General features: G+C 68.7%; 10 protein-coding genes. 9 read left to right on the top strand and 1 reads right to left on the bottom strand.

Annotated features, from left to right (window positions below; translation table 11 throughout):
- Positions 1-19 precede the first annotated feature (19 nt).
- Both dnaB and alr read left to right on the top strand, forming a co-directional pair.
- Positions 20-1,414, top strand: a complete 1,395-nt coding sequence (gene dnaB / locus KF707C_RS26035) for a replicative DNA helicase (protein WP_003452985.1) — start codon at positions 20-22, stop codon at positions 1,412-1,414.
- A gap of 110 nt (positions 1,415-1,524) precedes the next feature.
- Positions 1,525-2,601 (top strand): alanine racemase, encoded by a 1,077-nt coding sequence (alr, locus tag KF707C_RS26030; RefSeq protein ID WP_003452983.1) that lies wholly within the window; start codon positions 1,525-1,527, stop codon positions 2,599-2,601.
- 1 nt (position 2,602) lies between these two features.
- Here alr and KF707C_RS26025 read toward each other — a convergent pair whose 3' ends face one another.
- Positions 2,603-4,519: a diguanylate cyclase gene (locus KF707C_RS26025; protein ID WP_003452981.1), complete on the bottom strand. Its 1,917-nt coding sequence runs from the start codon at positions 4,517-4,519 to the stop codon at positions 2,603-2,605.
- Positions 4,520-4,708: 189 nt separating this feature from the next.
- Here KF707C_RS26025 and KF707C_RS26020 point away from each other — a divergent pair, with 189 nt between their 5' ends.
- The 7 genes from KF707C_RS26020 to KF707C_RS25990 all read left to right on the top strand — a co-directional run bounded on the left by KF707C_RS26020 (position 4,709) and on the right by KF707C_RS25990 (position 17,506).
- Complete coding sequence (locus tag KF707C_RS26020; protein ID WP_003452979.1) at positions 4,709-7,003, top strand: YgiQ family radical SAM protein; 2,295 nt, start codon at positions 4,709-4,711, stop codon at positions 7,001-7,003.
- A 136-nt stretch (positions 7,004-7,139) separates the two neighbouring features.
- Entirely contained in the window at positions 7,140-8,369 is a 1,230-nt protein-coding gene (locus tag KF707C_RS26015; RefSeq protein ID WP_003452977.1) for a parallel beta-helix domain-containing protein, read from the top strand.
- Positions 8,366-9,475 carry an SO2930 family diheme c-type cytochrome gene (locus tag KF707C_RS26010; protein WP_003452975.1) on the top strand — a complete coding sequence of 370 codons (1,110 nt, stop codon included), beginning with the start codon at positions 8,366-8,368 and terminating at the stop codon, positions 9,473-9,475. The genes KF707C_RS26015 and KF707C_RS26010 overlap by 4 nt, the downstream gene beginning before the upstream one ends.
- Positions 9,476-9,754: 279 nt before the next feature.
- The gene (locus KF707C_RS26005) at positions 9,755-13,042 is read left to right on the top strand and encodes a transglutaminase family protein (RefSeq protein ID WP_003452970.1); all 3,288 of its coding nucleotides are present in this window, start codon (positions 9,755-9,757) and stop codon (positions 13,040-13,042) included.
- A gap of 92 nt (positions 13,043-13,134) precedes the next feature.
- Positions 13,135-15,633: a circularly permuted type 2 ATP-grasp protein gene (locus tag KF707C_RS26000; RefSeq protein ID WP_003452969.1), complete on the top strand. Its 2,499-nt coding sequence runs from the start codon at positions 13,135-13,137 to the stop codon at positions 15,631-15,633.
- Positions 15,633-16,568, top strand: coding sequence for a transglutaminase family protein (locus tag KF707C_RS25995; RefSeq protein WP_003452967.1), 936 nt, complete (start codon positions 15,633-15,635; stop codon positions 16,566-16,568). The genes KF707C_RS26000 and KF707C_RS25995 overlap by 1 nt, the downstream gene beginning before the upstream one ends.
- 89 nt (positions 16,569-16,657) lie before the next feature.
- On the top strand, positions 16,658-17,506 hold the full coding sequence (locus KF707C_RS25990) for a mechanosensitive ion channel family protein (RefSeq protein ID WP_003452966.1): 849 nt from the start codon (positions 16,658-16,660) through the stop codon (positions 17,504-17,506).
- Positions 17,507-17,533: the final 27 nt, after the last annotated feature.

Raw genomic sequence — 17,533 nt, 5'->3', positions numbered from 1 at the left:
CCCCGTATCTTCCGAGCCCATGAACGATATCACCGTCCCGGAACAGTTCGATCTCCAGACCTCCGCGCTCAAGGTGCCGCCGCACTCCATCGAGGCCGAGCAGGCCGTGCTGGGTGGTCTGATGCTGGACAATAACGCCTGGGAGCGCGTGCTCGACCAGGTGTCCGACGGCGACTTCTACCGCCATGACCATCGCCTGATCTTCCGCGCCATCTTCAAGCTGGCCGAGCGCAACATGCCCTTCGACGTGGTGACCCTGTCCGAGCAACTGGACAAGGAAGGCCAACTGCCCCAGGTGGGCGGCCTTGCGTACCTCGGCGAACTGGCGAAGAACACCCCCTCGGTGGCCAACATCAAGGCCTATGCACAGATCATCCGCGAGCGGGCCACCCTGCGGCAGCTGATCGGCATCAGCAACGAGATCGCCGACAGCGCCTACAACCCCCAGGGCCGTACCGGCGAGGAAGTGCTCGACGAGGCCGAGCGGCTGATCTTCCAGATCGCCGAAGCCCGTCCGAAAACCGGCGGTCCGGTCGGGATCAACGACATCCTGGTTCGGGCCATCGACCGAATCGACGAACTGTTCAACAACGGCGACGCCATCACCGGCCTGTCCACCGGCTTCAATGACCTGGATACGCAGACCAGCGGCCTGCAGCCGGCCGACCTGATCATCGTCGCCGGCCGTCCTTCCATGGGTAAGACCACCTTCGCCATGAACCTGGTGGAGAATGCCCTGATGCGCAGCGACAAGGCGATCCTGGTGTACTCCCTGGAGATGCCTTCCGAGTCCATCGTGATTCGTATGCTCGCCTCCCTCGGCCGCATCGACCAGACCAAGGTCCGCGCCGGCCGCCTGGATGACGACGACTGGCCGCGCCTCACCTCGGCGGTGAACCTGCTCAACGACCGCAAGCTGTTCATCGACGACACCGCCGGCATCTCCCCCTCCGAGATGCGTGCCCGTACCCGTCGCCTGGCCCGCGAGCACGGCGAGATCGGCCTGATCATGGTGGACTACCTGCAGCTGATGCAGATCCCGGGTTCCAGTGGCGACAGCCGGGTGAACGAGATCTCCGAGATCTCCCGCTCCCTCAAGGCCCTGGCCAAGGAATTCAACTGCCCGGTGATCGCCCTGTCCCAGCTCAACCGCTCCCTGGAACAGCGCCCCAACAAGCGTCCGGTGAACTCCGACCTCCGCGAATCCGGGGCCATCGAGCAGGACGCCGACATCATCATGTTCGTCTACCGGGACGAGGTGTATCACCCCGAGACCGAATACAAGGGCGTGGCCGAGATCATCATCGGCAAGCAGCGTAACGGTCCCATCGGCACCGTGCGCCTGGCCTTCCTCGGCAAGTACTCGCGCTTCGAGAACCTGGCGCCCGGCACCTACCACTTCGAAGACGAATAAGCGCACGGCCGATCGCGGCGCGGACGCGCCCCGGCGTCCAGCCCTGGATCAATGAACCAGGGCCCGCTGGGGGTATCATGGGCGCCCGTTTTCGTTCATGAGCCGCCTCCATGCGCCCGCTGATCGCCGCCGTCGACCTGTCCGCCCTTCGCCACAACCATGCCCTCGCCAAGCGCTGCGCCCCGGGCCGCCAGGCCTTCGCCGTGGTCAAGGCCAATGCCTACGGGCATGGCGTTCGTGAAGTGGTGGCCAGCCTGCGGGGCGAGGCCGATGGTTTCGCCGTCGCCTCCCTGGAAGAGGCCGCCGAAGTCCGCGCCCTCGACGACCAGGCGCGGGTGCTGCTGCTGGAAGGCTGTTTCGAACCCGCCGAGTACCCGCTGGCCGCCCAGCTTGGACTGGACCTGGTGGTCCAGGGGCCGGAGCAGGCCGAGGCCCTGCTGGCCAGCGCGCCCTGCCGTCCCCTCAATGTCTGGCTCAAGCTCGACTCCGGCATGCACCGCCTGGGGTTCTCGCCGGAACGGGTTCGGCATTGGCACGCGCGCCTGCGCGGCGCCGCCCAGGTGGCCGAGCTCAACCTCATCAGCCATTTCGCCTGCGCCGACCAACGCGGCCATAGCCTCAACGAAGTCCAGCTGGAGTCCTTCCTCGAACTGCTGGACCTTGAGTTCGACCAGCGCAGCCTGGCCAACTCCGCCGCCGTGCTGGCCCTGCCCGCCGCCCATATGGACTGGATACGCCCGGGCATCATGCTCTACGGCGCCTCCCCCTTCGCCGACCTGGACGCCCGGGAACTGGGCCTGAAACCGGTGATGACCCTGAGCGCCCAACTGATCGCCGTGCGTGATATCGAAAAAGGCGAAAGCGTCGGTTACGGCGCCACCTGGGAGGCCGATCGGCCGTCACGCATCGGCACCGTCAGCTGTGGCTACGCCGACGGCTATCCGCGCCATGCGCCCAGCGGTACGCCGGTGCTGGTCAATGGCCGTCGCGTGCCCCTGGTGGGCAGGGTCTCCATGGACATGCTGGCGGTGGACCTGAGCGACCTGCCCGAGGCCCGCGTCGGCGACTCGGTGGAACTCTGGGGCGCCGGCCTGTCGGTGGATGAGCTGGCGGCGGCCTGCGGCACCCTCGGCTACGAACTGCTGACCCGGGTCACCGCGCGGGTGCCGCGCCGCTACCTGGCCTGACTCACGCCTGGCCCAGCCCGCTGGGCGCCTTCAGCACATCCAGCAGGAGGCGCTCGTCCTCGGAGCGCTCGCCGTCCTCGCCGTATAGCGCCAGGCCCGAGCGCCCACGCCCCTTGGCCTTGTACAAGGCCTGGTCGGCGCACTGGTAAAGACCGGAGAAATGGTGGGCGTGCGACGGGAACAGGGCAACGCCGATGCTGATGGTCACCGACAGGTGCTCGGCGCCATAGCGCACCGGTACCGACAGCTCGTCCAGCAGGCGGCGGGCCAGCTCCAGGGCCTGGGGCTCGGCATCCGCGCCGCCGATCACCACCGCGAATTCATCGCCGCCCAGGCGCGCCACGGCATCGCCACCCCGCACCTGCTGGCGCAGGCGCCGGCCGATCACCCGCAGCAGCTCGTCGCCGGCGGCGTGACCGAAGCGGTCATTGATGGGCTTGAAATGGTCCAGGTCGATCAGCAGCAGGGCCAGCGGCTCCTCATGGCGCCTCGCATTGGCCAGCGCCGACTCGGTGCGTTCCACCAAGTAGCGGCGGTTGGGCAGCTCGGTCAGGGCATCGTGGAAGGCCGCGTGCTCCAGCTCCCGCTCCCGCTCGCTGAGGCGCTGGTTGGCCGCCGCCAGCTCGGCCGTGCGACGGGTCACCGCGGCTTGCAGCTCATCGGCGCTGGCCTGCATCTGGGCCAGGCGCGCGGTCTTTTCACGGTCCGCCTGCACCAGGGCGGCGGCCTTCTCCTGCTTGAGGATCTGGATGCGATAGGCCAGGGCGAAGGAGAACAGGATGGACTCGGCGGCCACCGCCATGGGGAAGATGTAGGCGTTCCAGCCCGTCGGCTGCAGCACGCCGGTGGTGCGTAGCAGCAGGATCGCCACGCTGCCCAGTACCAGGCCATAGCCACAGAGGTAGAGCAGGGCGGGGAAGAAGCCCTGGCGCCAGCGGATCAGTGCGGCGCCCAGGGCGGCGGGAATGCTGGTCAGCGACAGCAGGGCGATCAGCCAGGCCGCCAGATAGCGCTGGCCCAGCAGTTCCAGGGCGATGGCGACGAGGTAGACGCCGCAGGCCATGCTCAAGAGGTGGTGCGCCCAGCGCACGTGGACGCGGGTCTGCAGCAGCGTCTGGGTGAAGCGGCTGGCGAACAGCCCCCAGAGGGAGGGCAGGGTGATGCGGTCCAGCCAGGCCGGAACGGGGTGGTCCGGCCAGAGGTACTGCATGCCGTGGCCGGTCATGCTCATGATGAACACCAGCGCCGAGGCGGTGGTCAGCACATACCAGAGATAGGCGTTGTCCCGCAGCGAGATCAGGATGAACAGGTTGTACAGCAGCAGGGCGAGGATCACCCCGTAGATCAGTCCCAGTCCCAGGTTCTCCTGGGCGGCCACCAGGGTCAGGTCATCCAGTTGCCAGGCCTTGAGGGGGAAGGAGTTGCCGGCCGGGTCGAAGGTGCGCAGGTACAGGGTCAGGGGCTGGTCCTGGAGCCCGGGCAACTGGAACAGCATGCGCCGGTAGGGATAGTCCCGCCCCTCGCTGAAATTGACCCGCTCGCCGGACTGGCGCAGCGTCCAGCCACCCTGGCCATCGGGCAGGAACAGCTGCAGGTCCAGCTGGGTCACCGAGCCCACCTCCAGCCACCAGTCCGAGGGCGCATCGGCGTCGCGCTGCACCTGCAGCTTCACCCACCAGACGCTGCGGCTCTGGCCCACCGAGGCGCGGCCCCTGGCCGGCGCGAAGTGGGACTGCACCGACGGGTCGGCCATGTCCTCGATGGACAGGGTGCCGCGGGGGTCCTCCAGGAGTTCCGCCGCCGTGTTGAGGGCGCCTCCACTGCTGTCGGCGCGCAACAGGAATGGCGCGGCGCCGGCCTGGCCACAAAGGCCCAGCACGCCCAGCAACAACAGGATGGGGATGATTCGGTTCAGCACCGCGCGCTCCTAGTGCCCGATACCGTTGGGAGCGGGCGATCTTGTTATCGTCGCGAGTATAGCCACAGCGCCTCGAGGCTTCATGACAGAGATGAGCGCGGTCATTAAAAAACCCAGTGCAGGCGTCGGACTTGCTCAAAATTTGTGCTATATTCCGCGCCCCCCGTGAAAGCCCGCTGATCAAAAAACATGCAAGCCGCCAAGCCGCTGTTCGACTATCCCAAATACTGGGCCGAGTGTTTCGGACCCGCCCCCTTCCTGCCCATGAGCCGGGAAGAGATGGATCAGTTGGGTTGGGATTCCTGCGACATCATCATCGTCACCGGCGATGCCTACGTCGATCATCCGTCGTTCGGCATGGCCATCATCGGCCGGCTGCTGGAGGCCCAGGGCTTCCGCGTGGGCATCATCGCCCAGCCGGACTGGCGCTCGAAGGACGACTTCATGAAGCTCGGCGAGCCGAACCTGTTCTTCGGTGTCGCCGCCGGCAACATGGACTCCATGATCAACCGCTACACCGCCGACCGTAAGATCCGCTCCGACGACGCCTACACCCCCGGCGGCCTCGCCGGCAAGCGCCCCGACCGCGCCAGCCTGGTCTACAGCCAGCGCTGCAAGGAAGCCTACACCCACGTCCCGGTGGTCCTCGGCGGCATCGAGGCCTCCCTGCGCCGCATCGCCCACTACGACTACTGGCAGGACAAGGTGCGCCGCTCCATCCTCATGGACGCCACCGCCGACATCCTCCTCTACGGCAACGCCGAGCGCGCCGTGGTGGAAATCGCCCAGCGCCTGTCCTGGGGCGAGTCCATCGACAGCATCACCGATGTGCGCGGCACCGCCTTCGTCCGCCGCGACACCCCCGAGGGCTGGTTCGAGATCGACTCCACCCGGATCGATCGCCCGGGCAAGATCGACAAGATCATCAACCCCTACGTCAACACCCAGGACACCGAAGCCTGCGCCATCGAGCAGGCCAAGGACGCCGCGGAGGATCCCGAGGAAGCCAAGGTGGTGCAACTGCTGCCGCACCCCCGGATGACCCGCGACAAGACCGTGATCCGCCTGCCGTCCTTCGAGAAGGTGCGCAACGACCCGGTCCTCTACGCCCACGCCAACCGCGTGCTGCACCTGGAGACCAACCCCGGCAACGCCCGTGCCCTGGTGCAGCGCCACGATGACCTGGACATCTGGCTGAACCCGCCGCCCATCCCCATGAGCACCGAGGAGATGGACTACGTCTTCGGCCTGCCCTACGCCCGCACCCCGCACCCGGCGTACGGCAAGGAGAAGATCCCGGCCTACGACATGATCCGTTTCTCGGTGAACATCATGCGTGGCTGCTTCGGTGGCTGCACCTTCTGCTCCATCACCGAGCACGAGGGCCGGATCATCCAGAACCGCTCGGAAGAATCGATCATCCGCGAGATCGAGGAAATCCGTGACAAGGTGCCCGGCTTCACCGGCGTCATCTCCGACCTTGGCGGCCCCACCGCCAACATGTACCGCATCGCCTGCAAGAGCCCGGAGATCGAGAAGCACTGCCGCAAGCCGTCCTGCGTCTTCCCCGGCATCTGCGAGAACCTCAACACCGACCACTCGGCGCTGATCCAGCTCTATCGCCGCGCCCGCGAGCTGCCCGGGGTGAAGAAGATCCTCATCGCCTCCGGCCTGCGCTACGACCTGGCCGTGGAGTCCCCCGAGTACGTCAAGGAACTGGTGACCCACCACGTCGGCGGCTACCTCAAGATCGCCCCGGAGCACACCGAGCGCGGCCCGCTGGACAAGATGATGAAGCCCGGCATCGGCACCTATGACCGCTTCAAGCAGATGTTCGAGAAGTTCTCGAAGGAAGCGGGCAAGGAGCAGTACCTGATCCCCTACTTCATCGCCGCCCACCCCGGCACCACCGACGAGGACATGATGAACCTCGCCCTGTGGCTCAAGCGCAACGGTTTCCGCGCCGACCAGGTGCAGGCCTTCTACCCGTCCCCCATGGCCACCGCCACCGCCATGTACCACTCGGGCAAGAACCCCCTGCGCAAGGTCACCTACAAGAGCGACGGCGTCACCATCGTCAAGAGCGAGGAGCAGCGTCGCCTGCACAAGGCCTTCCTGCGCTACCACGACCCGAAGAACTGGCCGCTGCTGCGCGAGGCCCTTCAGCGCATGGGCCGCGCCGACCTGATCGGCAACGGCAAGCACCAGCTGATCCCCACCTTCCAGCCGCAGGCCGACGAGTACCACAGCGCCCGCCGCAAGAACTCCACCCCGGCCGGCAGCAAGAAGGTCGGCAGCACCGGCAAGTTGCTGACCCAGCACACCGGCCTGCCACCCCGTGGCAGCGACGGCAGCAAGCCCTGGGACAAGCGCGAGCAGGCCAAGGCCGCCGCCGAGGCTCGCAAGCGTGCGGAGGAGAAGGCCGCTCCGGGCAAGGGCGGTGGCAAGAAGAAGCCCGCCAAGCGCCCCGTGGCGCCGCGCTGAAACGAAACGCCAGCCCAAGGGCTGGCGTTTTCCTGTCCGCCCTCGTGCGATGGGCGGCGACATCCGTCGGAATCTTCCGGTGAATTCGTAATTGGTACTAGAGTACCAATATCACGACGGAAAACCGGTCCCCGCCATGCGCACGCCCTCCCTCCTGGCCTTCGCCCTCCTGCTCGCCGGCTGCGGCGAGCCCACCCCGCCGCCGGTCACCCACGCCGACTTCCAGAAGGACCTCCAGGCCCGCCTGATCAAGGCCCGGCCCGGCACCGTGATCGAACTGCCCGCCGGCACCTGGCGCCTGGACCGGGGCCTCAGCCTCAAGGTCAGCGGCGTCACCCTGAAGGGCGCCGGCATGGACAGGACCATCCTCAGCTTCAAGGGCCAGAAGGCCGGTGCCGAGGGGCTGCTGGTGAGCGCCTCGGACTTCACCATCGAGGACCTGGCGCTGGAAGACACCCGGGGCGACGCCCTCAAGGTGATCGGCGGCCGGAACATCGTCATCCGCAACGTGCGCACCGAATGGACCAACGGCCCGGCCACCGAGAACGGCGCCTACGGCATCTACCCGGTGCAGACCGAGAACACCCTGATCGAAGGCGCCGTGGCCATCGGTGCCTCCGACGCCGGCATCTACGTCGGCCAGTCGCGCAACGTGGTGGTACGCAACAGCCGCGCCGAGCGCAACGTCGCCGGCATCGAGATCGAGAACACCATCGGCGCCGATGTCCATGACAACCTCGTCATCGGCAACACCGGCGGCATCCTCGTGTTCAACATGCCCAACCTGCAGCAGCCGGGACACGGCACCCGTGTCTACCGCAACCGCATCCAGGCCAACAACCACGCCAACTTCGGCCACAAGGGCACCCCGGTGGCCAGCGTGCCGGCCGGCTCCGGCGTGGTGATCAACGCCAATGACGATGTGGAGATCTTCGACAACGACATCGGCGATCACCGTACCGCCAACATCATCGTCAGCAGCTACTTCAGCACCGGCTACAGCGACCTCTCCACCACCGAGGATTTCGATCCCTACCCCGAGCGCATCGCCATCCACGGCAACCGCTTCGGCCCCGGCGGCGACAGCCCCGACCATCTGGAACTCAAGGCGCTCAAGCTCACCCGGTTCGGCCTCAACGGCCGCCTGCCGGATATCCTCTGGGACGGCTACATCAACCCGGCCAAGGCGGTGGACGGCAAACTGCCGGCGGAGCAGGGCATCTGCATCGACAATGGCGACGCCACCCTGGTGAACGTCGACGGGCCGAACAACTTCAGGAACATCAGCACCGACATGAGCCCCCACCGCTGCCGCCTGGCGCCCCTGCCAGCGGTCAAGCTGGTCCTGGCGGAGCAGGGCGCATGAGGCGGGCGCTCTGCCTGGTCCTGCTGGTGCTGGCGGGCTGCGGGCGGGAGGTGGAGCCGCTCTACCTGCCCGACGGCGACGCCTACCCGGAACGCCTCAGTGGCTGGGGCATGCTGGAGCGCGTCGACGGCCACCTGCGCCCGGTCGCGACCGCGCTGGCCTACGACCTCAACACCCCGCTGTTCAGCGACTACGCCCACAAGCTGCGGACGCTCTGGCTGCCGCCGGGACAGCGCGCCCGCTACGGCGAGGCGCGGCTGGAGTTCCCCGTGGGCACGGTGCTGACCAAGACCTTCCACTACCCCAAGGACGACCAGGGCCGTCTGCTGCGGAACGCCCCGGACGACCCCGATCCGCGATCCGGCCTGGACCTGGCCCGTGTGCATCTGGTGGAAACCCGCGTGCTGCTGCGTCAGCGCGGCGGCTGGGTGGCCCTGCCCTACGTCTGGGACGAGGCCCAGGGCGACGCCCACCTGGAATGGGCCGGAGCCAGCGCCGAGCTGACCCTGCATGACGCGCAGGGCGACACCCTGGCGGTGGACTACCAGGTCCCGGATGCCAACCAGTGCGCGGGTTGCCATGAGGAGCGCCATGGCGAAGGCATTCAGCCCCTCGGTCCCAAGGCGCGGCACCTGAACCGCGACCGGGTCTACGCGGAGGGCGTGGAGAACCAGCTGCGGCACTGGCAGCGCCTGGGCCTGCTGGAGGGGCTGCCCGCTGCCGGGGCCATCCCGCGCAATGCGCTGGCCGGCGCCCCCCGGGCCGGCGAAAGCCTGGAGCAGCAGGCCCGCAGCTACCTGGACATCAACTGCGCCCACTGCCACAACCCCGAAGGGCCGGCGCGCACCTCGGGTCTCTACCTCGACCCCGCCACACCCCCGGGCGTCGCCTATGGCCTGTGCAAGCCGCCGGTGGCGGCCGGCAAGGGCTCCGGCAACCGCCTGGTGGGCATCCATCCCGGCCAGCCAGACGCGTCGGTGCTGATCTACCGGATGGCAAGCACCGACCCCAGCGTGATGATGCCCGAACTGGGGCGTTCCACCGTCCACCGCGAAGGCCTTGACCTGCTGACCCGCTGGATCGCCAGCCTGCCGGGCGGGTGCTGATCGACATCCCGCAGGGGGCGCCGCGGCCACCCCTTTCATGGGTGCTTATAGCCAATCGGCCTGAACGACCCGCCACGAATTCCCATCTTCTTCATCTTCCGCCGCTAGGCTGGAACAGCACTCACCCGGGCGGCCCGCGAACCAATTTCGTGCAGCCGGCCCATCCGGGTGCGCTGGCGGCCCCCTCATGGTGCTTGGGCGGGCCGAAATCCGTGGTTCGGGGGCTGGCACAAACCTTGCGCGGCTTCCCGTATCGTCCAGGCCCGCAGGAGGCTCGCCGTGTCGATCCATGTTGCGCTGCATCACGTCACCCACTATCGCTACGATCGCGAGGTCAACCTCGGCCCGCAGATCGTCCGACTGCGTCCGGCCCCCCACAGCCGCACCCGGATCCTCGGCTACTCCCTCAAGGTCACGCCCGGCAAGCACTTCATCAACTGGCAGCAGGATCCCCAGGGCAACTACCTGGCTCGCCTGGTGTTCCCGGACAAGACCCGGGAAATGAAGGTGGAAGTGGACCTGGTGGCCGAGATGGCGGTGTTCAACCCCTTCGACTTCTTCCTCGAGCCCTACGCCGAGCAGATCCCGTTCCAGTACACCGCCGACGACGAGCGCGAACTGGCCCCCTACCTCAGCCGCCAGCCGGCGACGCCCCTGTTCGCCGACTACCTGTCGCGCGTCGACCTCAGGCCACAGGGGGCGGTGGACTTCCTGGTGGCCCTGAACCAGCAACTGTCCCGCGACATCCGCTACCTGATCCGCCTCGAACCCGGGGTGCAGACTCCCGAGGAAAGCCTGGAAAAGGCCTCCGGCTCCTGCCGCGACTCCGCCTGGCTGCTGGTGCAGCTGCTGCGTCACCTGGGGCTGGCCGCGCGGTTCGTCTCCGGCTACCTGATCCAGCTCACCGCTGACCAGAAGTCCCTCGACGGCCCCAGCGGCACCGAGGTGGACTTCACCGACCTGCACGCCTGGTGCGAGGTCTACCTGCCCGGCGCCGGCTGGGTCGGCCTGGACCCCACCTCCGGCCTCTTCGCCGGTGAAGGCCATATCCCGCTCGCCTGCAGCCCGGAACCCTCCTCGGCGGCGCCCATCAGCGGTGCGGTGGATGAGTCCGAATGCGCCTTCTCCCACGAGATGCGCGTCGAGCGTGTCTGGGAGGCGCCCCGGGTCACCAAGCCCTACAGCGAGGAGCAGTGGCAGGCCATCCGTGAACTGGGCGCGCGCATCGACGCCGATCTGGTGGCCGGTGACGTGCGCCTGACCATGGGTGGCGAACCCACCTTCATCGCCATCGACTACCCCGACGATCCGGAGTGGAACACCGCCGCCCTCGGGCCGAACAAGCGCCGCCTCGCCGCCGACCTCTTCCATCGCCTGCGCCACCACTACGCGGCCGGCGGCCTGGTGCATTTCGGCCAGGGCAAGTGGTACCCCGGCGAGCAGTTGCCGCGCTGGTCCCTCAACTGCTACTGGCGCAAGGACGGCGAACCCATCTGGCAGGACCCGGCGCTCTATGCCGACGAGCGCCGCAGCTACGGCGCCAACGCCACCCTGGCTTCGCGCTTCCTCAGCCGCGTCGCCAGCCGCCTCGGCCTGGCCGGCGACCACCAGTTCCCGGCCTACGAGGACTGGTTCTACTACCTCTGGCGCGAGCGCCGGCTGCCCAGCAACGTCACCCCGGAAGACGCCCGCCTGGCCGACCCGCTGGAGCGCGAACGGCTGCGCCAGGTGTTCGAGCGCGGCCTCGGCGAGGTCATCGGCCATGTGCTGCCCCTGGCCCGCAGCGCCGCCGGCGATGCCTGGGAAAGCAGCAGCTGGTTCCTTCGCGACGAGCACTGCCGGCTGATTCCGGGCGACTCGCCCCTGGGCTACCGCCTGCCCCTGGACTCCCAGCCCTGGGCCCGCGAGACCGACTACCCCTACGTGAACCCGGCGGACCCGAGCCAGGCCTTCCCGCCCCTGCGCCAAGCCGCGCAGATTCGCCGGCAATTGCAGGACGGCGCCCGTAGCCCCCGGAACGAGGACCGCGCGCCGGGCCGTTTCGAGTCCGCCGCCGGGATCACCCGCACCGCGCTCTGCGCCGAGCCCCGGGATGGCCGCCTGTACCTCTTCATGCCTCCCCTGTCGGAGCTGGAGGCCTACCTGGAACTGGTGTCCGCCATCGAGGCCACCGCCGCCGAGCTGGCCTGCCCGGTGCTGCTGGAAGGCTACGAGCCTCCGGGCGACCCGCGCCTGAACCAGTTCCGCGTCACGCCCGATCCGGGCGTGATCGAGGTGAACATCCACCCCGCGGCCAACTGGGAGGAGCTGGTGGAGCGCACCGAGTTCCTCTACGAGGCGGCGCGGCAATGCCGCCTGTCCAGCGAGAAGTTCATGGTGGATGGCCGCCACGTGGGCACCGGCGGCGGCAACCACTTCGTCCTCGGCGGCGCCACCCCGGCGGACTCGCCCTTCCTGCGCCGTCCCGACCTGCTGCGCAGCCTGGTGAGCTACTGGCACAACCACCCCTCGCTGTCCTACCTCTTCTCCGGCCTGTTCATCGGCCCCACCTCCCAGGCTCCGCGTGTGGACGAGGCGCGCAACGACGCCCTCTACGAGCTGGAGGTCGCCTTCGCCCAGATGCCCGAACCCGGCGCCGACTGCCCGCCCTGGCTGGTGGACCGGCTGTTTCGCAACCTGCTGGTGGACGTCACCGGCAACACCCACCGCGCCGAGTTCTGCATCGACAAGCTCTACTCGCCCGACAGCGGCAGCGGTCGCCTCGGCCTGCTGGAGCTGCGCGCCTTCGAGATGCCGCCCCACGCGCGCATGAGCCTGGCCCAGCAACTGCTCCTGCGGGGCCTGGTGGCGCGCTTCTGGAGCGAGCCCTACCAGCCGCCGAAGCTGGTGCGCTGGGGCACCGAGCTGCACGACCGCTTCCTCCTGCCGCACTTCGTCCGCCAGGATTTCGACGACGTGGTCCACGAGTTCAACGCCGCCGGCTACCCGCTGCGCAGCGAGTGGTTCGCGCCGCATTTCGAGTTCCGCTTCCCGAAATACGGCGACTTCCAGGTCAAGGGCATCGACCTGGAGCTGCGCCAGGCGCTGGAGCCCTGGCACGTGCTGGGCGAGGAGGGCGCCAGCGGCGGCACCGTGCGCTATGTGGATTCCTCGCTGGAACGGGTGCAGGTCAAGGTCAATGGCGTGGCGCCGGACCGCTACGTGCTCACCTGCAACGGCGAGCCGGTGCCCCTGCGGCCCACCGGCCGGGTCGGCGAATTCGTCGCCGGGGTGCGCTACCGCGCCTGGCAACCGGCCTCCTGCCTGCAGCCCACCATCGGCGTCCAGGCGCCGCTGGTGTTCGACCTGGTGGACACCTGGATGCAGCGTTCCCTGGGGGGCTGCCAGTACCATGTGGCGCACCCCGGTGGCCGCAGCTACGATAGCTTCCCGGTGAACGCCTATGAAGCGGAGAGCCGGCGCCTGGCGCGGTTCTTCCGCCACGGCCACACCCCGGGCAGGCTCCAGGTGGCCGCACCGGTGGTGAGCGACGAACTGCCGATGACCCTCGACCTGCGCCGCGTCTAGTCGGGCGAGGGTACGCCCGGTCGGCCCCGTGGCGACCGGGCGCCCCGTCGTCCGCTACAGTTTTCCCTGCCGCCCCACTGCCGAGCTTCCTGATGTCCGACCTGCTAGCCCACTACCCGCTCACCGCCACGGCCTACCACGAACTGCTGGACGCTTCGGGCCAGGTACGTCCGCACTGGCGGCGGCTGTTCCGGCAGCTGGAACGCAGCACGCCGGCGCAGATGCGCCAGCGCCAGGAGCTGCTGGCGCGGCAGATCCAGGAGAACGGCGTCACCTACAACGTCTATGCCGACCCCAAGGGCACCGACCGTCCCTGGGAGCTGGACCTGCTGCCCAACCTGCTGTCGGCCGAGGAGTGGCAGCCCATCGCCGCCGGCGTCGCCCAGCGGGCGCGCCTGCTCAATGCGGTGCTGGCGGACCTCTACGGCCCGCAGGCCCTGCTGGCAGAAGGGTTGCTGCCCAGCGAGCTGGTCTACGGCCACCCGAACTTCCTCTGGCCGTGCCAGGGCGTGGCGCAACCCGGCGGCATCTTCCTCCACAGCTACGCGGTGGACCTGGCCCGCGACGCCGACGGGCGCTGGCACGTGCTGGCGGACCGGACCCAGGCGCCCTCCGGCGCCGGCTACGCCCTGGAGAACCGCCAGATCGTCGCCCGCGCCTTGCCGGAGCTCTACCGCGACCTGCGGGTGCAGTACCTGGCCGGCTACTTCCGCACGCTCCAGGAAACCCTGATCCGCCAGGCCCCCGGCGACGGCGAGACGCCCCTGGTGGTGCTGCTGACGCCGGGGCGCTTCAACGAAACCTATTTCGAGCACCTCTACCTCGCCCGCCAGCTGGGCTTTCCCCTGGTGGAAGGCCACGACCTGACGGTGCGCGACGCCACGCTCTACCTCAAGACCCTGGGCGGCCTGAAGCGCGTCCATGCGGTGCTGCGCCGCCTCGACGACGATTTCTGCGATCCCCTGGAACTGCGCACCGATTCCGCCCTCGGTGTGCCCGGGCTGCTGGATGCCGTGCGCCAGGGCCGGGTGCTGGTGGCCAACGCCCTGGGCAGCGGCGTGCTGGAGTCCCCCGGGCTGCTGGGGCTGCTGCCGCGGGTGAGCCAGCGCCTGCTGGGTGAAGACCTGCTGCTGCCCACGCTGCCCACCTGGTGGTGCGGCCAGGGCGACCTGCTGGACAAGTCCCTCGACGGCCTCGCCGGCCTGGTGTTCAAGCCGGCGTTCCCCTCCCAGAGCTTCGAGCCGCTGTTCGGCCACGCCCTCGAGGACGGCGCCCTGGACGCCCTGCGCCGGCGCCTCCAGGCCCATCCCCACGCCTACGTGGCGCAGCGCATGGCGCAGCTGTCCCAGGCGCCGGTCTGGCAGGGGGACGACCGGGGCGGCGAGCTGCAGTCCCGGGCCATCGGCATGCGCGTCTTCGCCGTCGCGGGGCGTGACGGCAACTACTGGGTCATGCCCGGCGGCCTGACCCGCGTGGCCTCGGCGGCGGACGCCGAAGTGGTCTCCATGCAGCGGGGCGGGGCGAGCAAGGACACCTGGGTGCTGGCCGACCTGCCGGTGGTGGGCGAGCCCCTGCGGCCGCGCACCCTGGGAGTGCGCGACCTGATTCGCCAGGACCCCTACCTGCCCTCGCGGGTGGTGGAGAATCTCTTCTGGTTCGGCCGCTACAGCGAGCGTTGCGACGATGGCGCGCGGCTGCTCCGGGTCGTGCTGTCGCGCTATGTGGACGCCGATGGCGACGAACGGGCGCTGCAATCGGCCCTGCGCCTGGCCAGCGCCATCGGCCTGCTGCCCGCCGGCGAAGAGCCCCTGGAAGCGCGCCTGCTGGCGGCCCTGCTGGACGACGGCTGGCTCAGCGGCGTCAGCGCCAACCTCAGGCGCCTGCACTGGGCGGCGGCCCAGGTGCGCGGGCGGCTGTCCCGGGAGAACTGGAACGCGGTGCTGGAGCTGAACCGCGAGGCCCAGGCCCTGGACCCGGCGCGCATGGACCTGGGCGAGGCGCTGGAATTCCTCAATCGGCTGCTGATGTCCCTCTCCGCCCTGTCCGGATTCGCCCTGGACGACATGACCCGTGACGATGGCTGGCGTTTCCTGATGATCGGCCGGCGCATCGAGCGCGTGCAGTTCTACGCCGAGGCCATCGCCGGCTTCCTCGAGGACGGTTCCGCCTGGGATCAGGGGGCACTGGAATGGCTGCTGGAGCTGGGCAACAGCACCATCACCTACCGGTCCCGCTACCTGGCATCGCCGCAACTGATTCCGGTGCTCGACCTGCTCCTGCTGCACGACCAGAACCCCCACGCCCTGCGCTTCCAGTTGCAGGCGCTGGAGCGTTCCCTGGGGCGCCTGCACCAGGAATTCGGCGCACCCCAGGAGGTGCTGCTGAGCGGCCTGATCGGCCGGCTGCTGGCCTTCGACCTGGGCACCCTGGAGAACCCGCTGTTCGGCAATGAAGGGCTGGAGGAAGTGCTTGCCGGACTGGCCGGGTTGCTGCGGGACATCGCCCAGGCCGTCGCGCAGGTCTCCGACCGCCTCGGATTGCGCTATTTTGCCCACGTCGATGACGTCAGCCAGCAAACGGTATCCACCTGATGCACGCCCACGCCCCAGCCCCCATACCCGCCCAGGGCGCCCGCTACCAGGTGTTCCACGACACCCATTACCGCTATTCGGCGCCGGTGTCCCTGTCCCAGCAACTGGTCCACCTCTGGCCCCGGGACTGCCCCTGGCAGCTCTGCAGCGACCGGCAACTGCTGATCGAGCCGGAGCCCACCCTGCGCCGGGACCTGCTGGACGTGTTCGGCAATCCCCTGACCCGGCTGGCCTTCGAGCGCCCCCATGACGAACTGCAGGTCAATGCCCGCCTGCAGGTGGAGGTGCTGCCACGTGGCCCGCTGGAGCTGGCCGACTCACCGCCCTGGGAGGCGATTCCGCAGCGCCTCGCCTTCAGTGGACGGCCCCTGGCGCTGGCGGAGCTGGAAGCCTGCCGCTACCGGGTGGAGTCGCCCTATGTGCGGATCAAGCGGCAGTTCAGCGACTTCGCCGCCGGCTGCTTCCCCGCCGGCCGTCCCCTGTTGCAGGGCGTGTCGGCGCTGATGGAGAAGATCTTCAGCGAGTTCGCCTTCGATGCCGAGGCCACCCAGGTCGCCACGCCGCTGACCGAGGTAATGGAGCGCCGTCGCGGCGTCTGCCAGGACTTCGCCCACCTGATGCTCGCCTGCCTGCGCTCCCGTGGCCTGGCCGCCCGTTACGTCAGCGGCTACCTGCTGACCCAGCCGCCGCCGGGCCAGCCCCGACTGATCGGCGCCGACGCCTCCCACGCCTGGGTCTCGGTCTACTGCCCGCACAATGGCTGGGTGGACTTCGACCCCACCAACAACGTCCTGCCCAACCTGGAGCACATCACGCTCGCCTGGGGCCGCGACTTCTCCGATGTCTCGCCCCTGCGCGGCGTCATCCTCGGCGGCGGCAGCCACGATCCCGAGGTGCGGGTCACCGTGATGCCGCTCTGGGAGCTCGCCGTCTGAATCCTGCGGCGCCCCGTCGGCTGGCGCGCGTTTTGCCCACGAAGTGCTAGCGTTTCCGGAGCCACTTCTCTCCTGCAGGGTGCTTCGCCATGGATGAAACAACCATCGTCAATGTGGGTACCGAGAAGGTCAGCGCGTTCATGACCACCGTCATGCAGTACGCCACCACCTTCGGCGTCAAGATCCTCGCGGCCATCGCCTTCTGGGTGATCGGCCGCTGGCTCATCGGCTTCGCGGTCGGCCTGGTCCAGCGCTCCCTGGAGCGACAGAAGGTCGACCCCACCGTGCTGCGCTACGTGGGGTCCTTCATCACCGTCACCCTGAACATCCTCCTGGTGGTGGGCATCCTGGGCTATTTCGGCATCCAGACCACCAGCCTGGCGGCGCTGATCGCGGCGGTGGGCCTGGCCATCGGCATGGCCTGGTCCGGGCTGCTGGCGAACCTGGCGGCCGGCGGCTTCATCATCGTCCTGCGGCCCTTCAAGGTCGGCGACTTCATCTCCGCCGGCGGCATCACCGGCACCGTGAAGGAGATCGGCCTGTTCGCCACCAGCATCAACACCCCGGACAACGTGATGACCCTGGTGGGCAACAACAAGATCTTCAGCGACAACATCCAGAACTTCAGCCACAACGCCTTCCGCCGCGTGGAGCTCAAGGCCCAGCTGTCCGGCGCTGCCGACTGGCAGGCCGCCGCCGCGTTGCTCAAGGCGCGCATCGCCGCCATTCCCAACGTGCTGGCGGACCCGCCGGTGGATGTGGAGATCCTCGAATTCAACCTGGTGGGCCCGGTGCTGGCGGTGCGGCCCTATTGCCATAACGACGCCTACTGGCAGGTCTACTTCGACACCAACCGGGTGATCAAGGAGGCGCTCGGCACCGACTTCCCGGCGCCCATGCCGGCCCAGACCATCATCGTCCAGCAGCCGCAGGCCTGACCTGCCCCCTCTTCCTTCGGGAGAGGG

It is taken from the genome of Pseudomonas furukawaii, from assembly GCF_002355475.1.
In the GTDB taxonomy this organism is placed as follows: Bacteria; Pseudomonadota; Gammaproteobacteria; order Pseudomonadales; family Pseudomonadaceae; genus Metapseudomonas; species Metapseudomonas furukawaii.
Note: the sequence above shows the minus strand (reverse complement) of the source record. Positions and strands in the feature narration are given on the sequence as shown.